We start from the raw sequence: 20,139 nt of genomic DNA, 5'->3' as shown, positions 1-20,139 counted from the left end.
ATGAATAAAGTTAAAACAATGCGATTCTTAAATACTCAATAATACTTATCTGCTCCGATCAATCTGATAATTGTTTCTCAGCATGACATATTTGTTATTTTGATTTATAAGAAATGTAAAGAGGTCAAATTCTTCTTAGTCATGACACAGAAATCAATTATCTATTCATCTGATACGTTTCTTCACCAAATGAGCTCATATATATATCTTAAGCCGAACATTGGGTCTCTTGGTTGTATTTTCGAAGAAACAATGGACAATGAAACTCAAAATCCTTCTTCTTTCTATCATGTGTTTGCTGCTGTTTCAGGGTAATAGCTGCACCAATGAATTTAAAGGACATGAAGGGGAACTTTCGACAGAAGAATTGTGGTGGAATGGATTAAATGATACCTGGAAAGAATTATGCTTAAGGGAAAGTGGGCATTTAGGAGAGCAAATAAACACCGAAATACTGAATGAAATTTTAAACCTTGAGGGATTTAGTCTTGATTTTTACCCCATTGACAAAAACAACTTAAAACCACTTGAAATGCTTGTCCATCTCAAACAAGTTTCTGCTGGAAATACTCAGGTAACTGATTTATCCTCCTTAGGAAAGCTTCCATTACTCACTTATATAAACATCCCTAATACGCCAATTCATGATTTGACTCCTCTAAGAAATTTAAAAAACCTAGAAGAGATCTATATTCAACAAAGCCAAATATCAGATCTAAAACCATTATCGGAAGCTATAAATTTACAGGTGATTATGTTTCATGAAACAGGAATTACTTCACTAGAACCCATTATGAATCTGCCCAAACTCTCCATCATTAATTTAGGCAAAACCAAGGTTCCACAAGAAGAAATAGAAGCTTTTAGCTTAGCTCATCCCCATTGCGAAATACATCAATAAAATAAAAACCTATGAAAAAGTTTTTTAAATATTTAATTCTTGTCATTATCATCATCATTGGACTGTCCTTCTTTTTTGATCTTAATTCTGCACATATTGAAGAAGTGAAAGTTTGTGATCAAATAAATGGTAGTATCTGCCAGATAGACAAACCCATTTTCGAAACCAATACCCCACAAATCTATGTGAGTTGTGAGTTAAAGAATCCTCCTGGGGAAACGCAGGTTCAGTTTTCATGGTTTTATTTAAAAAATGGTAGAACAGAAATTGACGCAGTTGTTTTGACTAATGGTGATGAAATAGGAAATGTAGATATGTATTCCTCTTTAAACCGACCTAATAACGGTTGGCCAATAGGAGATTACGAAGTAGAAATAAAAATTTTAGACACCGAGAAAGACCCTATAATCAAGTCTTTTTATGTAAGATAAGCCCAAACGCAGTACATTCAATAAGGATTGCTTTGGAAAGTGAAGATGAGGAGAACCCGGAATATTTATTTCGGGTTTATTTTTTTACTTTTGATTCCGAATTAAACACATGCAAAAATGAATTTATATAATTTAAACAGAGGGTTTCTGACTGTATGCATCAGCCTCCTATTTCTAAATGGATTTGCCCAAAACCCCGCCAATCATCCTGATACTTTAGATACCTATTTAACAAAGGCATTCACAGATTTCGAACTTCATGGATTATCGGTGATGGTTATTAAAGACGATAAAGTAGTTTTTGACAAAAACTGGGGTACTGCTGGTTATGGTGAAGATGTAGGTAGCGAATCCCTTTATAATATCGCCTCATGTACCAAAGCATTTACAGGTGCTGCCATGGCAAAATTAGTTAATGATGGCCTTTTGCACTGGGATGATTTAGTGATAGATTATTTGCCTGAGTTTAAATTAGCCGACCCCTATATCACCACTCATTTAACCATTGAAGATCTATTAGTTCACAGAAGTGGCTTGGGTACTTTTTATGGTGATTTACTCTGGTACGAAACCAATAGAACTGATGAAGATGTGATAGAAAGGCTTCAATATTTACCCATCACGAATCGTTTTCGCGATCAATATGGCTATCAAAACACCATGTATATGGTTGCAGGTGAGATTTTGAAAAAGGTAACAGGACAAACTTGGGAAGAATATATTCAAGAAAATCTACTTGATCCTTTAAAAATGGAATCTACTGTAACTTGTGGAAATAAACTAGAGGAGGGCTCTAATATTGCATATCCTATGATTGATGATAAAGAAATAGGTTTTAGTATGAAAAGACATCATGCTGCTGCTTCTATATTTTCCAGTACAGCAGATTTGAGTTTATGGGTAAGGATGCTTTTAAATAATGGCATCATTGAAGAAGATACCATCCTCCCTGCTCATGTGATTAGAGATATGATGGCTCCAAGAACCATGAAATCGGTTAATGGATTAAGAAGAATGACTGGTGCCCAATTTAGTACCTATGCTTTAGGCTGGAATGCTTGGGATCATAATGGTGAAAAGGTGGTGGAGCATGCAGGTGGAATGCCAGGATATATTTCTCAAGTGACTCTTGTTCCTCAAGAAAACTTAGGAATCATTATTTTGACCAATACATTAACTAGCGCACCCACAGCTATGGAACTTTATATCCTTGATTCTTATCTAAAAGAGGAATCCACTGATTGGGCATCTATGTTTGTTGGATTCAAAACCAGAGGAGAAAAGGCTGAAAAAGAAGCTTTAGTAAGACGAGAAGAATCGAGAGTACTGGACACAGAGCCCAGTTTAGAGATTGAGAAATATTTAGGAACATATGAAGACAAAATGTATGGTAAAGCCATCATTTCTTTGAAAGATAAGCAACTTCATTTAGTTTTTGAGCCTGCCAAAGAAATGTTTTATTCTGATATGGAGCATTGGCATTTCGATACCTTCAAGGTTCATTTTGCCGACCCCTTCTTACCAGCTGGATATGTGAGCTTCGATTTTGATTCCAGAAGAAATATAGAAGGATTTAAAATTGACTTAAAAAGCAATGATTTCCACTTCTTTAATCTGGATTTTAAGAAACTAGATTAGATTATCTGTTGTGATAAAAGTAAAAGCAGGAATTTGAATCATCAAATTCCTGCTTTTATTTAATTCAGATGCTTTTAAAATCTGTATGCTACACTTAGTAAAGCTGATGAGCTAGATAATCCTATATTTAATCCTGACTCATCCATTTCAGTATCATCATTTTCATATTTCTCGTATTTTGTACTTGTAGAACTAGTATAATAGTCTGCACCTGGTAATAACTCAACTCCAAAAACAAATCGTTGATTGAGTGCATAGTTAAAACCTAAAACAAAATTCAAACCAACACTATACCTTTTATCCTCTATAGTTCTTCTTAATTCAGATTCTGAATCAAACTCCTCATCCAAACTACTTGAATACGTGCCAGTGATATCCATTCCATAAATGAAATTAAGATGCTCATCAATTGAGGCATTACACTGCTTTCCAAATCCTATTCCAAATCGATTATACTTGTGCGAGTTTTCTTCATACTCACCTTTTTCTTTATAGTTAGTTGTAGTTCCGTATATTGACTTCAGTCGCCACATTGATTTCTGATGTCCAAATTTATACATGACTCCAAAATTATCTAAATTTTGAAAAACTAGACCTAATTCCTGTTGCTTTATTTTTTCTTGTGCAGATGCAGTTAATATAGAAACTGAAACTGCTATTAATATAATTAGTTTTTTCATTTTAATGTTTTATTGGGTGATAATACTTAAATAGATTAAGTTTTTTTATTTTTATAATTAAAACCTATAAGCAAAATTCAATAATGCTGATGAGCTTGATAATCCAATTTGAAAATATGAGAGGTCATACTCTTTATGATTAAAAGACTCTTGATTTGATTCTTCCAGACGTTTTCCTATTGAATAGGAAGCACCTGGCAATAATTCAAAACCAAACACAAAGCTTTCTCCTATTAAATAATTAAATCCTAAAATACAATTGAGGCCAAAACCAAATATTTTCCTTTCTGTGGTATACAAATCACTTTGATCATATTCTTGTTGTTTATAGTAATAACCATAAGAAGCCTCAATATCTGCTCCATAAATAAAACTAATTCTTTCGTCAATAGGAGCAGTGTATTGCTTACCAAAACTAAGTCCAAGACTAGTCCCTTTATGAATTATTTCATTTTGATACTGATCTTGATTATACAAAACTTGTTTTATGTCATCCTTCATTGTACGGATATATACAGACTTCAATCTCCACATAGAATTTTGATCCCCGAACTTATACATTAATCCAAAGTTGTTGAAATTTCGAAATACAAGCCCCAATTCTTTCTGTTTCACCTTTTCTTGGGCAGTAACAGACAATATGGCCATGGATATGACCATCAATAAAATTATTTTTTTCATTGTAATCGTTTTTAATAGGTTGGTTAATAAATCAAATGATATTTGGATATCCAAGAGGCATAATTACAAGAAGTATGCCATAACACATATTAAACGTTATAATTCATTTAATTATTACCATGTGTTTATTAATGAAAGTTAAATATTAAAACAATACTGTCCAATACATCTTCCATTTTAAATAAGATTCTTCACCTCATTGCATTTCGTTCAGAAAGACAGTGTCGTAGGAGGTGATATGGAGTAAGAAGGGTTTTGCTTTTCTCAATGCCAAAAGCAAAACCCTTCTTACTATTCCGTTGCCAAAACAATAGTCATTCCGATGCGCAGCGAGGAATCTTTTATAATGATTAGGACACAATTGATATTATGAACTAAAATGAAATCATCCTAAATAAGCAAGCGAATTTTAAATAAAGACTATATAAACTAGATTGCGTTTTACTTTTGCAGCCGAAAAATCACATCAATCAAATGATCAATCAAATGAGATTTAAATTTATTTTAATCGCCTTATTAATACCTGTATTTATCTGGGCTCAAGAAGGAGAAAAAGAAAAGGCCAAGATTAGCCTAAGTGGCTTTGTTAAGGCCGATTATATTTTCGATAGCCGCCAAAATATAGAAGGCCGTGAAGGCTTTTATATTGCCTATCCAAAACCTAAAGTATATGATGCCAATGGGATTGATATCAACAACCATCCATCGAGCAATCAATATGGAATGACCTCAAGATTAGGTTTTAAAGCAGATGGAATTACTGTATTGAATGCGAAAAGCATGGCTTATATTGAAGGTGATTTTACTGGCCCTAGCAATGCACACAATAATACTTTACGTCTACGCCATGCTTATATCAAACTCGATTGGAAAAGCAATAGTTTATTGGTGGGTCAATATTGGCATCCAAATGATGTGCCTGAAATGATTCCCAAAATTCTTTCTTTAAATACTGGTGCCCCCATGCACTCCTTTTCTCGTGGACCACAAATTAGATTCACTCAAAATATGGGACCTATTAAATGGATCGCTGTTGCTTATGCTCAGAGAGATTTCACGAGTACGGGTCCTCAAGGAGTAAGTAGTAAATATTTAAGAGAAGGTATAGTTCCTGATTTAAGTTTACAAGCCCATTGGACACATAAAAGCGTCTTTGCTGGTGTTGGAGTAAATTACAAAAGACTTCATTTTAGAAGCATGACCTTAGACAACCAATTGATGACCGATGATGTTCCAGCTTTATCCGCTTTGGCTTTTATTAAGGTGAAACATAAGAAATGGGACATTAGGTTGCAAGGAGTTTGGGGCGAGAATTTATACGACCATTTAATGCTTGGAGGAACGGCCATTGCTTCAGTGGATAGTTTAAATGCGCAGATTGAATATTCGAATATATCGGCTGTTTCTGCTTGGTCTACTATCTATTATACCTTTGGTAAATTAAAAGTGGGTGTATTTGGTGGGATTGCCAAAAACCAAGGTTGCGCTGAAGAAATTGCTGGTTCAGTATATGCCAGAGGTACTGACATTGATTATGTTTACCGTGTGAGTCCACAATGGTATTATACCGTCAAAAATCTCACTATAGCCAACGAATGGGAATATACCGTAGCTGCTTATGGAACACCAGATTCTTATGGGAAAGTTAATGATACTTATGAAGTAGGTAATTTAAGATTCACCTTATCATTAATCTATGCTTTCTAGATTTTGGATGACAAAAAACAGGCTGTTCAAATGAATTGAACAGCCTGTTTTTTTATATCTAATGAATACTATTTTCTATTTCCTCGCTTATACATTTTTCAAGAAGCATCATCAATTAATAGATTCCAGCCCTATTATAGATCTATCAAATCGTTTTTAATAGCAAATTTTACCAAATCGATAGTGGATTTAAGTTCCAATTTTTGGAGGATGTTATTCTTGTGAGTCTCCACAGTACGAACACTAATAAATAATTCGTTTCCGATTTCTTTATATGACATTCCATCTGCGATAAGTTTTAGAATTTCTCGCTCTCTTTTGGTTAGGCTACCTAATCTTGAGTTATTGAATTTCTCTTCCTGATTGCCTGCCTTTTTAATGTAATCCATTAAAATAGTATTGGGAATCTTCTCACTCAAATACTCAAATCCTTGATTGACTTTTTTAATCGCCTCCACTAAATCTTCTCTCATGCTATCTTTAGGAAGAAAGCCTTTTGCGCCAGCTCTAATGCTTTTAAAGATAGTCTCTTCATCAGTGTAAGAAGAGAAAACAATGATTCTTATTTGAGGAAAATCTTTGGTTAAAATACCTGCTATCTCTATTCCAGACATTTTGGGTAATGAAATATCCAATATGATAATATCAGGCTTTATAAATTTAAGCTTTTCAAATAATTCATCACCATTGGAAGCTTCCCCAACAATTTCTATATCGTGTTCCTTAATGAGAAGGGCAAAAATACCATCTCTAACTATCTGGTGATCATCCACCAGCAAGACTTTGATCTTGCTCATAATTTTTGTTTTTCTTTCTATTGCTAAGATAAATAAAAAAGCTCAGCTACAAAAAAAAGCTTCTGTTAAGAAGCTTTAATAATTTAGATGACGTTTTCAAACTGTCGTAGGAACTTCAAATCGTTCTCAAAAAACAGTCGTAAATCTTTAATTTGATACTTGAGCATAGTAATTCTTTCAATGCCCATACCGAAAGCAAAACCAGTATATTCTTCACTATCTATTCCAGCGCTTTTCAAAACATTAGGGTCCACCATTCCGCAACCTAGGATTTCTACCCAGCCAGTGTATTTACATATATTACAGCCTTTTCCACCACAAATGTGGCAAGATATATCCATTTCGGCAGAAGGTTCGGTAAACGGAAAGTAACTAGGTCGAAGACGAATTCCTGTCTCCTCTCCAAACATCTCTTTTGCAAAATACATGAGGGTCTGTTTTAAATCGGCAAAACTGACATTCTTATCTACATATAAACCTTCTACTTGGTGAAAGATACAATGTGCACGAGCAGAAATGGCTTCGTTACGAAAAACACGACCGGGGAAAATACTTCTAATAGGAGGCTTTTGATTCTCCATCACTCTTACTTGAGTTGAAGAAGTATGAGTTCTCAAGGCGATATCTGGATTTTTCTCGATGAAGAAAGTATCTTGCATATCGCGTGCTGGATGTTCTTCAGGGAAATTTAGCGCCGTAAAATTATGCCAATCATCTTCTATTTCTGGTCCTTCGGCCACATTAAAACCAATGCGAGAGAATATTTCTATTATTTCATTTCGCACTAATGATAAGGGGTGACGACTACCCACTTCAGCATTAACCGGCATAAATAAATCTAAATAGTCACCAGATTCTACTTGTAGACTCTCCAGTTGCTCTTTAACTTCAGTGATTTTATCCTGTACAGCATTTTTTAAATTATTTAAGAGTACACCCATTTCTTTACGATCCTCTTTCGCCACATTTCTAAACTCACCAAAAAGAGCAGGAATAATTCCTTTTTTACCTACATACTTTATTCTGAAGGCTTCTAAATCCTCCATCTTCTGAAGGCTGAGCGCCTCCACTTCTTTAATATATTCTTTTACCTGGTCAATCATTGTTTGCTACTCCACTATTTTAATTTTCATGCTCACTGTTTCCAAGGGTTTATCTGCTCCACCAGTTTGCACTAATGCTATTTTATCTATTACATCGAATCCTTCTGTAATTTCACCATACACGGTATATCCACCATCTAAATGTGGCGTACCACCAAGAGTACGATAAACCGCTCTTTGTTCTTCTGAATATTTATATCCGCTCATATCTATACCTTCCGATTCCATTTGCTGAATTAACTTAGGCATATAAGCATTGATATAAGCACGGTCTCTAAGTCTTTGCAAGGAATCGATGGTTTTATAAACCTTTGCATTTTCAGGACGAGTACAATACTCCCTAATGATTCCCATCTGAGCACCCTGATTCATACGCTGTTCCATATTATCCATCATGGCATCACTCACCGGTTTCCCCTGAACAATATAAAATTGAGAGCCACTAGATGCTTTTGTAGGATTCACATTGTCGCCCATACGAGCAGCAGATAAAGCGCCTTTTTTATGGACATATTTTTGAGGTAAAAATTCAGCTGGGACTTTATAACCTGGGTCAGGCCTCCCATCTTCATTTCCCCCACCCTGTATCATAAAATCTTTTATAACACGATGGAATGGAGAGTTCTCATACCATCCTTCGTTAACTAGTTTAATAAAGTTATCCCTATGGGCGGGAGTTTCATTATAAAGTTCTCCTTTCATATTTCCATAAGGAGTTTCTATAATAAATTTTATGCGAGTCTCTTGTGCGATAGAAACACAGAAAATTAAACTAAATAAAACGAGATATAATGACTTTTTCATAGAACTATATTTTACAGACCTTGGTAGGTCTTTCTAATATTTTTACTTATTTCTTCAAATTCTGAGGTTTCCAGTTTAAGCTTTGGCTGTTTAAAATCGATATCATATACCGTATTAATAGGAATAAGATGAATGTGAGCATGAGGAACCTCTAAGCCAAGTACAGCCATACCTATCCGCTTACAAGGCACATTAGCCTCTACTGCTAAGCCAACCTTTTTAGCAAAAACAATCATCTCGGCCAAATCTTCATCTTCAATATCAAAGATATAATCTGTTTCTACTTTTGGTATTACTAGAGTATGACCTTTTGCAAGAGGATTGATGTCGAGGAAAGCATAAAACTTGTCGTTCTCTGCTATTTTATAAGAAGGAATTTCTCCATTTACTATTTTTACAAATATGGAACTCATAAGGCTATCTATCTTGATACTTCAATTATTTCGAATGGAATGGTACCTGCAGGAACATTAATATCAACAATATCTCCCACTTTCTTTCCAAGCAATCCTTTAGAAATTGGCGAACTAACAGAAATTTTTCCTTTTTTTAAATCGGCTTCATTTTCAGGAACCAATTGATAAGCCATTACAGCGCCATTTTTAAGATTCTTAATCTTCACATTAGATAAGATTAATACTTTAGAAGAATCCATCTTTGATTCGTCGATAATGCGTGCATTTCTAACTACGGCTTGCATTTTAGAAATTCTCATTTCCAGCATGCCCTGAGCCTCTTTTGCAGCATCATATTCAGCATTTTCAGACAAATCTCCCTTATCTCTAGCTTCAGCAATTTGACGAGAAATGGAAGGGCGTTCTACAGTGATCAATTGATTAACTTCAGCTTTTAGCTTGTTTAATCCTTCTTCTGTAAAATATTTTATTTCTGACATTTTATTATTTTTTATCTGATTCATTAACTAAGAAAAGACCCTTATTTTCATAAGAGTCCTTTCTTTTTACAAAGAAACAAAATTTCTTAATATCATCACGCTAATAAGATAGCGTAATTCTTTAGAGGTCTAAACGAATACCAATACGGTGTATTCCGTCGAAAACTTTAGTTGCTTGATAAGAATAATCTATACCAATATGTGTACCTTCTTCTTTATTTAATGGCACTTGAACACTAAAACCACCACTAAAACCTCTATGAAGAGTTAAACTCTCAAGTTCATCATTTATTTTATCCTCATAGGTGTATCCAGCGCGTAATAACACAATTTCTCTAAGTGAAAACTCACCACCTAGAATATATTGGTCATTGGTGAATGAATTAGAAACGAAAGTTCCTGCAAGGGTAAATTTACTTACTTCACCAATAAGGAAATCGTAACCTAAACCGATATTCAACTGAGCGGGTAATTCAAATTTCTCACCTCTCCATTCTGTTGTAAAAGCATTTGCTTGACCTGGAAGAAAAGATTTAACTGAGATACCATCTCCTGAATAAATCATTGGAGTACCAATATTCTTTAAAGCTACACCTAATTTAATGTTATCGTTTGGTCCAGTGATGTATTGAATACCTGCATCAATAGCTAAACCTTGAGCAGAAACATCGGAAGTAGATTCAGAAATAATCTTCACTACTAAACCACCATGAATACTACTAGAAAATGACTTAGCATAAGCTAGATTAATATTAATAGAAGAGGGAGTATAAGTACCCGCTCCTCCTTCTGGTTGCTGTGTTGTTGTACGATCAATGGTTCCAAAATTCATACTCATGATACTTAATCCGAAAGCACCAGATTCTCCAACCTTGGAGGCTAGACCAAAGGAGTAAATTCCAATGTCTGCAGCACTTAGATAGTTTGTATATGTTAAACCAACATCTAAACCTTTAGTTTGAGCTAAACCACCAACGTTACCAAAGATGGCTTCGAGTCCAGTTACTGTAGCCGAACCTGCATTACCCCAACCAGTTGTTTTTGCCCATGGATTGATCAGGAGCTCTGAAGCGCCAGCCTGACCTGAACGGTCTTTATTCCCGGCAAAGGCCTCCTGATGGGGCAGTATGATTGATGCAATGAATAATACCGCTATTGAGATTTTATATAGACTTTTCATACTATGTATTTTTATTTTTTCTATAATCAAATTATTTGCCTTAAAATTAAATTAGAATGTGTTCAAGTCAGATTTACGTAACATTCCTAACCACTTAATAACACGTTCTTTTTTAGTTCCATTGAAATCAGCTTCAACATGTATTAAATACATACCTCCGGCAATTGGAACACCAGCAAAGTTTTTTAAATCCCATTCAACAGATGTTACAGCATTGTCTTTTTGGAACTCACGTATTTTGGTACCAGCCAAATTATAAATGGTCACCGAACATTTATCTGGCAAGTTGGTAATTTTAATTCTATTATCAAGAGGAACTGTTTCGTAAGTTGAATATGCATAATATGGATTTGGTACCGCTCTAATCATGTCCATATCCTCATCGTAAGCAGTTTCTACACCATAATCAGTAGCATCCTCTCGTGTAGAGAATTGATATAATGGATAATTATTATTCACTTTCCCATAAACAGTTTCAACAGTATCAGGAATAGGGATTCCAGTATAATGACGAGCATAGGGCTTGGCCACTCTGATTTTAACTTTCACATCATTATTAAGGAAGCTATTCTGATCTGCATAAGGAATAGTAGTCCACATACCAGTACTAAATATTTGACTATAGGCAAACATTGGGAATACAGATGTAACAGCTGCTTCCAACTCATCACGATAAGATTTTCCAGCATCATAGGCAGGGAAAGTCATTGAAGCTACTTGTTGATTGCCTTCAAATTGGCCAGGTCTCATCACATATACGTAATGCATCCCTCCAAATAAAATACTACCATCAATATTGCTAGTTACACTCGCAGTTGGATTCCATTTCATATCACGTCCATTTTCTGCTGATAACCAAGAGTTCTCACCATAAATGATATTCAATCGTTCACCTGTTTCCACATTAATAGCATATCCAGGGAACCAACCCATACCATGAGAGCTAATATAATTGGCATCTTCTTCATTATCTGAAGGCTCTGCACCAAGCTCAGCAAAGTTTCCATCTTTATCAATAGAAGGGCTTGCTCTAAGACCAAAACGCTCTACACCACCTTCAGATAAACTTCTATCATGTTGCATTTCAATAACAGGACAACGTGTCCATTTACTCTTATCAGATGTGATTACAAAATCGATACTTGAAATATTTGATAGCGGATTATCTGCCCTAGAATCTTTATCAAATGCAGGACCATAATCATTTTGATTATAGGCAGCTGTCATAGAATAAGGAGCCCAAGTACCACCAACAATTCCTTCAAAATTGGCATTTGGATCCCAAGGATTTGATTGACCATTCATATCATCGTCAGCCGCATCTCCAACATCACCAGCAAATGATGAACCAGCACGAATCCAATCGAATGCAGTACCAGGGAAATCAAAATCTCTTTGTCCACCAAACCACTGGTTTGAACTATCGGCAAATAAAATTTCGCTAGATAATACATTATTATTTGGAGCTAAAACATCATAAACTGATATTTGATCTGTACCATCGGGACGCTTACCAACTAAATAAGGACCAGAATAATAAATCTGTTCTAAATTAACTGCAAATCCTAGGTCTCCGATAATTTGTTCATTTCTTGTGATAATACTAGTTTCACTTCTGTAAATTTCACCAGTTTCTACATCTTTCAACTTCCAGCCTGAAACATACATCGAAGCAGTATCACCACCACTAATGATAGCGAGGTTACCAGTAACATCATAATTTAATTCTCTATACATAGAATCGAAACGAAGCTCAAACTGACCACCTTTAACATTTAATGGGTCAACCACTCTAATATCAACTGGACCATAACCACGTTTATATTTAGCTTCATAAGCAATAGGATAAGTATCAGTTCCCAAATGATTAATAGAATCAGCAGGAGGACGAGACATTATTTCATCTATAGTTTCATCAGTTAACTCAATAATCATATTACCATTACCTTTTCCTTCTATTCTAGTAATTTGAGGTTGGTCACCATAAGAGGAGTTCACAACAGCACCATTAACTGGACGATGAGGAATAACGGTATAAGTTTTAATATTTTTTCTACCAGACAAGTAAGGAAGTTTTTGACCATAAAGGCCATTCAATACACCTGGTTCCTGAGTATAAGTCATAAAATTATTATGAGCATAAGCTAAGGCAGAGAAATAATACTGCTTATTATTTACCAATTCTTTAGAGCCTTCTGCAAAGGCATCTTCAGTAAGCATAAAAGAGTGGCTAATTCCATTATCAGAACCATCAACGGCCAAAACAGGTACGGATGCACTTAATGACTCGTCAAACTCATAATTAATTAAACGACCAATACCATTTTTAATATCGTACTGAGCAATTAAACGGGCTTTATCTGCATCACGGAAATCTTCAACAGTAACAGAAGCATCACTTAGTTGATAAATTTGATATCCTTCAAAAGAATAATACTCATCCCATTCTACGGTATCAGGAGAGTTAATATTAGGATCTTTTTCTCTATAAGCTTCACCGTAGTTATTACTGGTCTCTCTATTTGAGATATAAAAGATAACTTCTTGATCTAATTCACTAAAGGTTAAATCTGGAGCATTAGGACCATCAATAACTTTAAAACAGTTATCGAATAGCGCTTGACATTTATCATCAACTACACGCAGTAATTCAACAGATGCAAATGGCCCCCCTGAAGCAGCACGTGCCCAAGGAATACCAACAGTAATATAGTTGACAGCACCAGACTCTAGTACGAAAGGACCAGCAGATTGCATAAAACGTCTATCAGCAGGTTGGTTACCAGCTTCTTCTTCTGTCCAATATTTACCATCTTGGTTATATCCACCATTAGGAGGAAGAGAACCAGTACCCCAATTCCAAGGGTCAGAATTGCCAGGGAACATAAAATTAGTTTCAGGACCAACAGCACCAGAAGAAACGTGAGCATTACCACCATACATCATTTGAGTATTATCCTTCCAGATACCTCTAAGTAGGTTATAATATTCAGGAGCTGAACTAGGATCACTCATATAGGCTGCACCACCATTATTATGGTAAACAAAACGTCTCATACCATAACGTTCATCATCAACAATACCATTACCAAAATTCACTCCATTGATACTCTCATCAACGATTTGAACTTCTTCGATAGTATCACCTGTTACAATATCAGTAATATAGGTATATTTAGGGTTATCCGTTTGATCAGGATCTAAATAAGGTCCTTGGAAGAAGTCAACACCAATTGCAGGTGGTTGAGAACCATAAGATTCTGGCTCATTGTTTCCATCAACAGCTTTACCATTATAACAATAACCTAATCCACGACCAACATCACAACCTACATAATCATCATCAGCTTTACCTAAATCGGTATCTACCCATGGTGAGAAATAAGTTTCCGTTAATCTAAATGTAGAACGGTTAATAATTTCGTAACTATAAAAAGTCATGTTATTGACTACATCATTAGTCGCGAAGGCAAAAGCCTGACCTCTAATTTCTAAACCAATAGCTGCACCTTCAGATTCGGTATGTGCATTACCCTTATCGTTGAACACCCACCATAAAGTCTGGTCACCTTTTAAAACCTGGTCAACCAAAATACCACCAGTTACAATACCTATCTCAGACTCTCTAGTTTGAGCAGGCACATAATTTGGATCATCTTTAAAATTGATAGGGCAAAGTTCATTATATACATCATAATAAGGATAATCACCATTTTCAGGGTCATAATCACCATCTTTATCCATATCGAAGAATGGAGCTAAGTAATAACTTTGATTCAATGAAACATCACCATGGGCTGGCCACTCATAAAAAGATTCTGGTATTGCATAACCTGGGAAATCTTCTTCTTTATTTTCAGAAGCCCACCAAGCTAGGAATAAATCCACTTCCTCACGAGTTACCTTAAAATGCTTGTCGTATTCAGCACAAGTTTCTGAATCAATAGCTGCTGTTCCATCCACAGTAAGTGGACCAGTCCAGTAATCGATACCATCTTGTCTAAACTTCTGAGCAGCTAACTTTAGCTGACCATTAACATCCAGTCCACCAATCCATAAGGCTCCTGCGAATAAAGATGTAGCAGTTCCTGCTGCTGGAATAAAATATTGTGATCCGATACCTCCTGGAAGATCCCACCACATATCTCCGCCAGTATTAATTCTGGCTCTCACATTATTGACATCCAAAAATCTATAACTGGTAGCTTGAGTACAACCTGCCGCTGTGGATTTAACATGATTTGCTGACTTATTGGTTCCTTGATGCTCTCTTGCATTAACAGGTGCCAGAACTGAGAAACTCAATAAAATCAATAATAACCTGTATATATTTTTCATTTCTTTATTTTTTTTCATTTCCAAAATATAGTTCAGCATCTAATTAAAAGTTAAACATTACACCTAAACGAATAGTACGTGGAGAGCTATAATTACCAGGGTTATTTACAAAAGACTCATACAATAATCTATATGATTCCTCATTTAACTGCTGAGAAATTTCACTTTGCCACTGAGGTGCTGTTAAATAACCATCATCATCTGGGTTACCAGTGTATGAATAAACTGATTGAATATTTTGAGAATTCAATATATTATTGATTGAAAAATAAATATTCATATAAGCCTGACGACCATTGCCACCTTCTTTTAATTTGAATTTGATATCCTTATCAATTCGTAAATCCATACGGAATGTCCATGGAATCCTAGAACCAAAATAAGTACCTTTTAAGATATTCGATGTTGCACTACCAACAGCATAAACATTTTCTGATCTGGTATAAGGAGTACCACTACCACCATTAAAGGTAAGAGAAACACCAGTATTTGCTAATAATTGTACGGGAGCTTTACCAGATTTATCTCTGCTTATAACAGGACCGTCATAAGTCTTTCCACCACCATAACGATAGTCTAATACTAAGTTAATGGCATGGCGTCTATCCCAAGCAAGTGGATTCACAGAACGTAGATTTGGTAAACCTGAGTTTACCAATGCTGCTGCAGTAGTTGTAGAAGAACCTGTACCTTCAGCAAACTGTAAAGTATAGGCCGCTCTAACTCTAACATTTTTTGTTCTTCTTAAGTCATAAGTTAAGGTTAAACCTTTAACGGTACCAAAGTCAATATTTTTATAAGTATAATAATCCTTTGGATAAGCACCAGCATAACGTGAGTATTGAACCAAATTTCTAATTTCCTTATAATAAGCCGCAATACTTAAAGAAGAAGTATTGGTTAACTTCTGAGTAAAACCTAATTCATAATCAATGGTTTTCTTTGGCTTCAAATTAGGATTATTGAATGTAGTAGTCTGAGTATAGAATAAATACTGAGCGGGATCAAAACGAATATTTCCTAATGGTCTTTGAGTTAAGATATCGTAATGTGCAAAGAATAAAGCTTCATCAGAAATTGGGAAAGAGAACGAAATACGTGGCATATAAGCCCACTGTGGTTCATAATCTTGGAAGGCATCTTTACTTAAAGCTTGATTGGTATTGGTATTCTGTAAATAAGGAGAAACTCCTGAACCTTGATCAAGTTGAGCAGGATCCTGAATAACAGCTCCTAATTCATTATACCAAGTATCGCCATTACGGTAACCAGTAATACTTGTAGGATTAGCCACATTATCAACATAAACAACATATTCTTCTCCAATATTACCTGGTCTAGAATCACCATTATTCATTTTGTTATAATCGGCTTGGGTTAATTCTCCAGCAGTTCTTGCAGGGAAAAATAAATAGGGATCTTTTAATGTTAATTGATTCGCATCAAATCTATCCACACGTAAACCAACGTTTACAACCAAGTCACCATTAAAGTCAAATTTATCTTGAATATAACCTGCCATATAAATAGGCTCATAAGCGCCAGCATGACGCAAGAAATCGCCATTATCATCTTGCTTGGTATAGAAATCATCAAAACTTTGTTTACCAGTTAATTTTTCACCAGTATAATCATATCCATAAGAACCCATTAAAGAAGTATTTCCACCTTCTTGATAAAGCTCATCTGCACTAAACATATTGATATCATAAAGATCTGAACCAACCGAAATAGTTGTCATCTTTCCATCTCTATCATAAACATTTATGGTTTGATTCTCCATATCATATGAGTCGATATCAATAAAATCGACTCCAGCAGGATCCAGACCCAATTTAACTCTTAGGTTTCTATCGAATGTTCTTTGACTTCCACCATCGAACTTTCTATAATAAAGCACAGTATCGAGAAATTGTCCGCTTGGGGCATCATCAGCATGATAAATACCATCGGTATATACCAAATAAGGATTATCAGTATCTAATTCACCAATATGGAAATTGGTTAAACCTCTCATCAAGGTCCACAAACCTCTTGGCCCATAATTAAAAGAGCGTGAAGACTGTTGCTCATATTGGAAACCAAACTTCACTTCATGAGAAGCAATATCTAAAGCAGCAGCAACATTTACTCCTAATTGTGTTTGCTCAAATTCTTGATATCCATTAGAAACAATACCAGGGGCAGTAAACATTCCGTATATAAGACCCTGAGAACCAGGAGTCTGACCATTTAAAAGTCCATTACCTAGCGAAATCATATCAAGGTTAGAATGGAAAAAGGGATTCGGAAATAAATCATAATACTGAGCGGTATGATTTGCTAAAGCGATATTCTCTTGAGATGGGGTAAATAAAACTAAGGTATCAAAATCCCAAGAATTCAAATGTTTCACATTAGGAGTATTGGTAATGGTATCGAAGCGATTCTCGTAAGAAGAAGACTTCAATGACTCATACTTACCTAAATAACCATATTTAAACAAATCGTCTTTAAACTTATCTGATTCATTTTTAAATTTTCGTTGAGAATAATCCACTTGTACAGAATAGAAGAAATTTTTCATGATACTAGTACTTTCCTTTTTAGAAGGAAACCTCTGAGTAAAACGACCATAAGCTCTCCATGTATAATCAGTAGATACTGAATTATTATCCCAGTTAAACATAGTGTTCCTGTAGCTATAATTTTTTCCTTTACTATAATTAAAAGAACCACCAAATGTAAGTGTAGTATTATCTGAGGTCTTAACATCAAGCTTTGCAGATACGTTAGCACTTAAATTATCAGTATTAGGATTGTTTTTTACATTTTCCACATCATTTGCAGTAGTAAATTCTGCATTCTGATAAATACCAAAACCAATACCTGCAGGACGAACTGGAGTACCATGTAAATAACTCTGAAAATCATCAGTGGCTTTATTTATTCCAATTGCAGAATTAGAAGTCGATTGAGCATGTGTAACACTACCTGCTAAAAAGAAACCTAACAGCGCTGTTGAACTTTCTTCTTTACCTTTAAATAACGGACCAGTGAGGTTAAATTCAGCATTATTATAACCAAAGGCATCTAAGAACTGAGAGGTTTGAAGTTCAAGACCTCCACCAAAGGTACGAGATGGTCCTTTAGTGGTAATCGAAATCACACCACCAGTAACATCACCATACATGGCTGGAGTACCACCCAACATCACACTTACTTGTTCTAGAGCTGATGCAGGTAAACTTGAAGACCCAATAACTTTTACTCCATCAATATAAGTAACCGTTTCATCAGATCTCGCCCCCCTTACACTTCCTCTTTCACCATCGGAGGAGAATACACCACCAACGGTGGTTGCAATAGAAGATGCATTTCTATTAGGCATCTTTGCAATCTCTTCTTTAGTTACTGTTGCTCCGGAGGTAGTTTGATCCTTAGAAATCAAAGGAACCGTATAAGCTGTAATTTCGACCTCGTCCAAATTCAAAGCCCCAGAACTCATCTCTACATTGAGAAACTCTATGGTTCCTGCTTTGATAATTACTCCGTTAATCTGCACGGCTTGAAAGCCAACAGAAGAAGCTTTTAAATTATAGGTACCAGGAGGGATTGGCTTGATGGTATAATTACCATCAAAGTCAGATGAAGTACCTCCTACTTGGGTACCGCCCACTTCCAATATAATATTGGCGAATGGGACTGGCTCTTTGCTATCCTTATCTAGGAGTACTCCTTTCAGAGTGCCTGGCTGAGCAAAAGCCATTAAACTTGCGAATAAAACTATTCCAGTTGTTAATAGTAAATTTCTTATCATACCTTGAAATTTTATTATATTTTTCAATATGCTATAAAAGCAGGTAAAATAACGAAATAATGCTGTGAAAACCAAAAGAAATTTTAAGACAAATTAACGTTTGTTAACTATCCGATTAATATGGACGCTCAAGTATAACCTGATGAATGATGGCTTGACGCAAGTCTACTACGCGCTCTTCATGTATATCAGAGTCCGTTTCATGCTGATAATCAGTTATCTCGTTAGATTCGTAAAAAGAATCTTCTGACTGATTTTCATCTTCGAAAACGGAAGAAATGGCATCGCTTCCTGAGTAGGAATCTAGGCGATTTACGCTTAGGTGATTCTCGGAATACACAGGTTTTTCAGGTGTTTTTGGAGACTCAACGGCTTGGTAAGGATGGTCTATTTCGTCGTGTTCGTCATTTGCAAGATCAAAAACCTCACTAAAAATGGCACTTAAGGGACTAGCTTTTTTATCAGAACTGGGATTTAAATCTTGATCGATTATTGGGCTTGTTTTTGTGGAAGTTGCTTTGTTCTTTTTAATGCCTTTATAGATACCAAAGGCTATCCAACCAAAAACTAAAAGTGTATATAATAAATCATCCATGGGAAATATTTTTAGAGGGTAAAGATAGGAAAAAACTGGATATATGTATCTTGTTAAAAGCGACAAATATCTGATATCAAGCTGGTAAAAATGGTCGTGGCATTTTATAACAAATGTTGACCAATTACTTGAATATTTTTAGTTCTAAAAATTTTCTAACGTTTTAACTAAATCCCCAGCCATCGCCACAGGAAAAACTTCCTTTCATGTCGACGCATATGTTTTGGTTTTTTTCTGCTTTTCTCAATTCTCTTTCTTTGCTTTTTCCCTTGCCGTTCTGTTTGCTCTTTATACTTTTTATCATATTTCTCTACCTCCTCATCAATGGCCTTATTTTGTCTTTTAACCATTTCTTTTTGTGCTTGACTATCAGAGCGTGACGACTTTCCAGAAGAGGAACAAGCCGAAGATACCAATACAATAAATAATAAAATTGTAGATATATATATCAATTTCCTAAAAACGGAGAATAAAATTTGCATCAATTAATAATTTCCCCAAAAATACAGAAAAAATAAAAATCATTCTCATTTATCTCAGGGCAAACGCATACTTTGTTAAAAAGCTATATTTAGAAGAAAATAGTTTAA

Annotated in this window: 16 protein-coding genes; 4 read left to right on the top strand and 12 right to left on the bottom strand. The window is 35.2% G+C overall.

Annotation, left to right across the window (positions count from 1 at the left end; all coding sequences use genetic code 11):
• Positions 1 to 259: 259 nt before the first annotated feature.
• The 3 genes from HNS38_RS15905 to HNS38_RS15895 all read left to right on the top strand — a co-directional run bounded on the left by HNS38_RS15905 (position 260) and on the right by HNS38_RS15895 (position 2,970).
• The gene (locus HNS38_RS15905; protein WP_172346703.1) at positions 260 to 901 is read left to right on the top strand and encodes a leucine-rich repeat domain-containing protein; all 642 of its coding nucleotides are present in this window, start codon (positions 260 to 262) and stop codon (positions 899 to 901) included.
• A gap of 11 nt (positions 902 to 912) precedes the next feature.
• Entirely contained in the window at positions 913 to 1,332 is a 420-nt protein-coding gene (locus HNS38_RS15900) for a hypothetical protein (protein ID WP_172280722.1), read from the top strand.
• Positions 1,333 to 1,449: 117 nt separating this feature from the next.
• Complete coding sequence (locus HNS38_RS15895; RefSeq protein WP_172346702.1) at positions 1,450 to 2,970, top strand: serine hydrolase; 1,521 nt, start codon at positions 1,450 to 1,452, stop codon at positions 2,968 to 2,970.
• 74 nt (positions 2,971 to 3,044) lie between these two features.
• On the opposite strand, the gene HNS38_RS15890 is transcribed toward HNS38_RS15895, so the two are convergent.
• Both HNS38_RS15890 and HNS38_RS15885 read right to left on the bottom strand, forming a co-directional pair.
• Positions 3,045 to 3,650, bottom strand: a complete 606-nt coding sequence (locus HNS38_RS15890; protein ID WP_172280726.1) for a hypothetical protein — start codon at positions 3,648 to 3,650, stop codon at positions 3,045 to 3,047.
• Positions 3,651 to 3,707: 57 nt separating this feature from the next.
• The gene (locus HNS38_RS15885; protein ID WP_172346701.1) at positions 3,708 to 4,331 is read right to left on the bottom strand and encodes a hypothetical protein; all 624 of its coding nucleotides are present in this window, start codon (positions 4,329 to 4,331) and stop codon (positions 3,708 to 3,710) included.
• A 486-nt stretch (positions 4,332 to 4,817) separates the two neighbouring features.
• Here HNS38_RS15885 and HNS38_RS15880 point away from each other — a divergent pair, with 486 nt between their 5' ends.
• Positions 4,818 to 6,038: a hypothetical protein gene (locus HNS38_RS15880; protein ID WP_172346700.1), complete on the top strand. Its 1,221-nt coding sequence runs from the start codon at positions 4,818 to 4,820 to the stop codon at positions 6,036 to 6,038.
• Positions 6,039 to 6,172: 134 nt separating this feature from the next.
• Here the strand turns inward: HNS38_RS15880 and HNS38_RS15875 are convergent, their stop codons facing one another.
• From HNS38_RS15875 to HNS38_RS15830, 10 genes are all read right to left on the bottom strand, one after another.
• Entirely contained in the window at positions 6,173 to 6,835 is a 663-nt protein-coding gene (locus HNS38_RS15875; RefSeq protein ID WP_172280732.1) for a response regulator transcription factor, read from the bottom strand.
• Between the two features lie 83 nt (positions 6,836 to 6,918).
• A complete protein-coding gene (gene pheS / locus HNS38_RS15870; protein WP_172280734.1) occupies positions 6,919 to 7,938 on the bottom strand; it encodes a phenylalanine--tRNA ligase subunit alpha in 1,020 nt (339 codons plus the stop codon).
• Positions 7,939 to 7,944: 6 nt separating this feature from the next.
• On the bottom strand, positions 7,945 to 8,742 hold the full coding sequence (locus tag HNS38_RS15865) for a peptidylprolyl isomerase (RefSeq protein ID WP_172280737.1): 798 nt from the start codon (positions 8,740 to 8,742) through the stop codon (positions 7,945 to 7,947).
• Between the two features lie 11 nt (positions 8,743 to 8,753).
• Positions 8,754 to 9,155 carry an HIT family protein gene (locus tag HNS38_RS15860; RefSeq protein ID WP_172346699.1) on the bottom strand — a complete coding sequence of 134 codons (402 nt, stop codon included), beginning with the start codon at positions 9,153 to 9,155 and terminating at the stop codon, positions 8,754 to 8,756.
• A gap of 8 nt (positions 9,156 to 9,163) precedes the next feature.
• On the bottom strand, positions 9,164 to 9,628 hold the full coding sequence (gene greA / locus HNS38_RS15855; RefSeq protein ID WP_371742936.1) for a transcription elongation factor GreA: 465 nt from the start codon (positions 9,626 to 9,628) through the stop codon (positions 9,164 to 9,166).
• Between the two features lie 130 nt (positions 9,629 to 9,758).
• On the bottom strand, positions 9,759 to 10,817 hold the full coding sequence (locus tag HNS38_RS15850) for a PorV/PorQ family protein (RefSeq protein WP_172280743.1): 1,059 nt from the start codon (positions 10,815 to 10,817) through the stop codon (positions 9,759 to 9,761).
• 51 nt (positions 10,818 to 10,868) lie between these two features.
• Positions 10,869 to 15,155 carry a T9SS type A sorting domain-containing protein gene (locus HNS38_RS15845; RefSeq protein ID WP_172280746.1) on the bottom strand — a complete coding sequence of 1,429 codons (4,287 nt, stop codon included), beginning with the start codon at positions 15,153 to 15,155 and terminating at the stop codon, positions 10,869 to 10,871.
• Positions 15,156 to 15,198: 43 nt separating this feature from the next.
• Positions 15,199 to 18,954 carry a TonB-dependent receptor domain-containing protein gene (locus HNS38_RS15840; RefSeq protein ID WP_172280748.1) on the bottom strand — a complete coding sequence of 1,252 codons (3,756 nt, stop codon included), beginning with the start codon at positions 18,952 to 18,954 and terminating at the stop codon, positions 15,199 to 15,201.
• A gap of 115 nt (positions 18,955 to 19,069) precedes the next feature.
• Positions 19,070 to 19,549, bottom strand: coding sequence for a hypothetical protein (locus HNS38_RS15835; protein WP_172280750.1), 480 nt, complete (start codon positions 19,547 to 19,549; stop codon positions 19,070 to 19,072).
• Between the two features lie 167 nt (positions 19,550 to 19,716).
• Positions 19,717 to 20,031, bottom strand: coding sequence for a hypothetical protein (locus tag HNS38_RS15830; protein WP_172346698.1), 315 nt, complete (start codon positions 20,029 to 20,031; stop codon positions 19,717 to 19,719).
• Positions 20,032 to 20,139: the final 108 nt, after the last annotated feature.

Source organism: Lentimicrobium sp. L6, from assembly GCF_013166655.1.
Classification (GTDB): Bacteria; Bacteroidota; Bacteroidia; order Bacteroidales; family UBA12170; genus UBA12170.
This window is presented reverse-complemented; position numbering and strand designations above follow the sequence as displayed.

Bases quoted from the DNA above. Each gene is read 5' to 3' on its own strand.
- pheS (WP_172280734.1), bottom strand. From the start codon at position 7,938: ATGATTGACCAGGTAAAAGAATATATTAAAGAAGTGGAGGCGCTCAGC.
- HNS38_RS15835 (WP_172280750.1), bottom strand. From the start codon at position 19,549: ATGGATGATTTATTATATACACTTTTAGTTTTTGGTTGGATAGCCTTT.
- HNS38_RS15890 (WP_172280726.1), bottom strand. From the start codon at position 3,650: ATGAAAAAACTAATTATATTAATAGCAGTTTCAGTTTCTATATTAACT.
- HNS38_RS15905 (WP_172346703.1), top strand. From the start codon at position 260: ATGAAACTCAAAATCCTTCTTCTTTCTATCATGTGTTTGCTGCTGTTT.
- HNS38_RS15840 (WP_172280748.1), bottom strand. From the start codon at position 18,954: ATGATAAGAAATTTACTATTAACAACTGGAATAGTTTTATTCGCAAGT.
- HNS38_RS15845 (WP_172280746.1), bottom strand. From the start codon at position 15,155: ATGAAAAATATATACAGGTTATTATTGATTTTATTGAGTTTCTCAGTT.
- HNS38_RS15900 (WP_172280722.1), top strand. From the start codon at position 913: ATGAAAAAGTTTTTTAAATATTTAATTCTTGTCATTATCATCATCATT.
- HNS38_RS15885 (WP_172346701.1), bottom strand. From the start codon at position 4,331: ATGAAAAAAATAATTTTATTGATGGTCATATCCATGGCCATATTGTCT.
- HNS38_RS15865 (WP_172280737.1), bottom strand. From the start codon at position 8,742: ATGAAAAAGTCATTATATCTCGTTTTATTTAGTTTAATTTTCTGTGTT.
- HNS38_RS15860 (WP_172346699.1), bottom strand. From the start codon at position 9,155: ATGAGTTCCATATTTGTAAAAATAGTAAATGGAGAAATTCCTTCTTAT.
- HNS38_RS15880 (WP_172346700.1), top strand. From the start codon at position 4,818: ATGAGATTTAAATTTATTTTAATCGCCTTATTAATACCTGTATTTATC.
- HNS38_RS15875 (WP_172280732.1), bottom strand. From the start codon at position 6,835: ATGAGCAAGATCAAAGTCTTGCTGGTGGATGATCACCAGATAGTTAGA.
- HNS38_RS15895 (WP_172346702.1), top strand. From the start codon at position 1,450: ATGAATTTATATAATTTAAACAGAGGGTTTCTGACTGTATGCATCAGC.
- HNS38_RS15850 (WP_172280743.1), bottom strand. From the start codon at position 10,817: ATGAAAAGTCTATATAAAATCTCAATAGCGGTATTATTCATTGCATCA.
- HNS38_RS15830 (WP_172346698.1), bottom strand. From the start codon at position 20,031: ATGCAAATTTTATTCTCCGTTTTTAGGAAATTGATATATATATCTACA.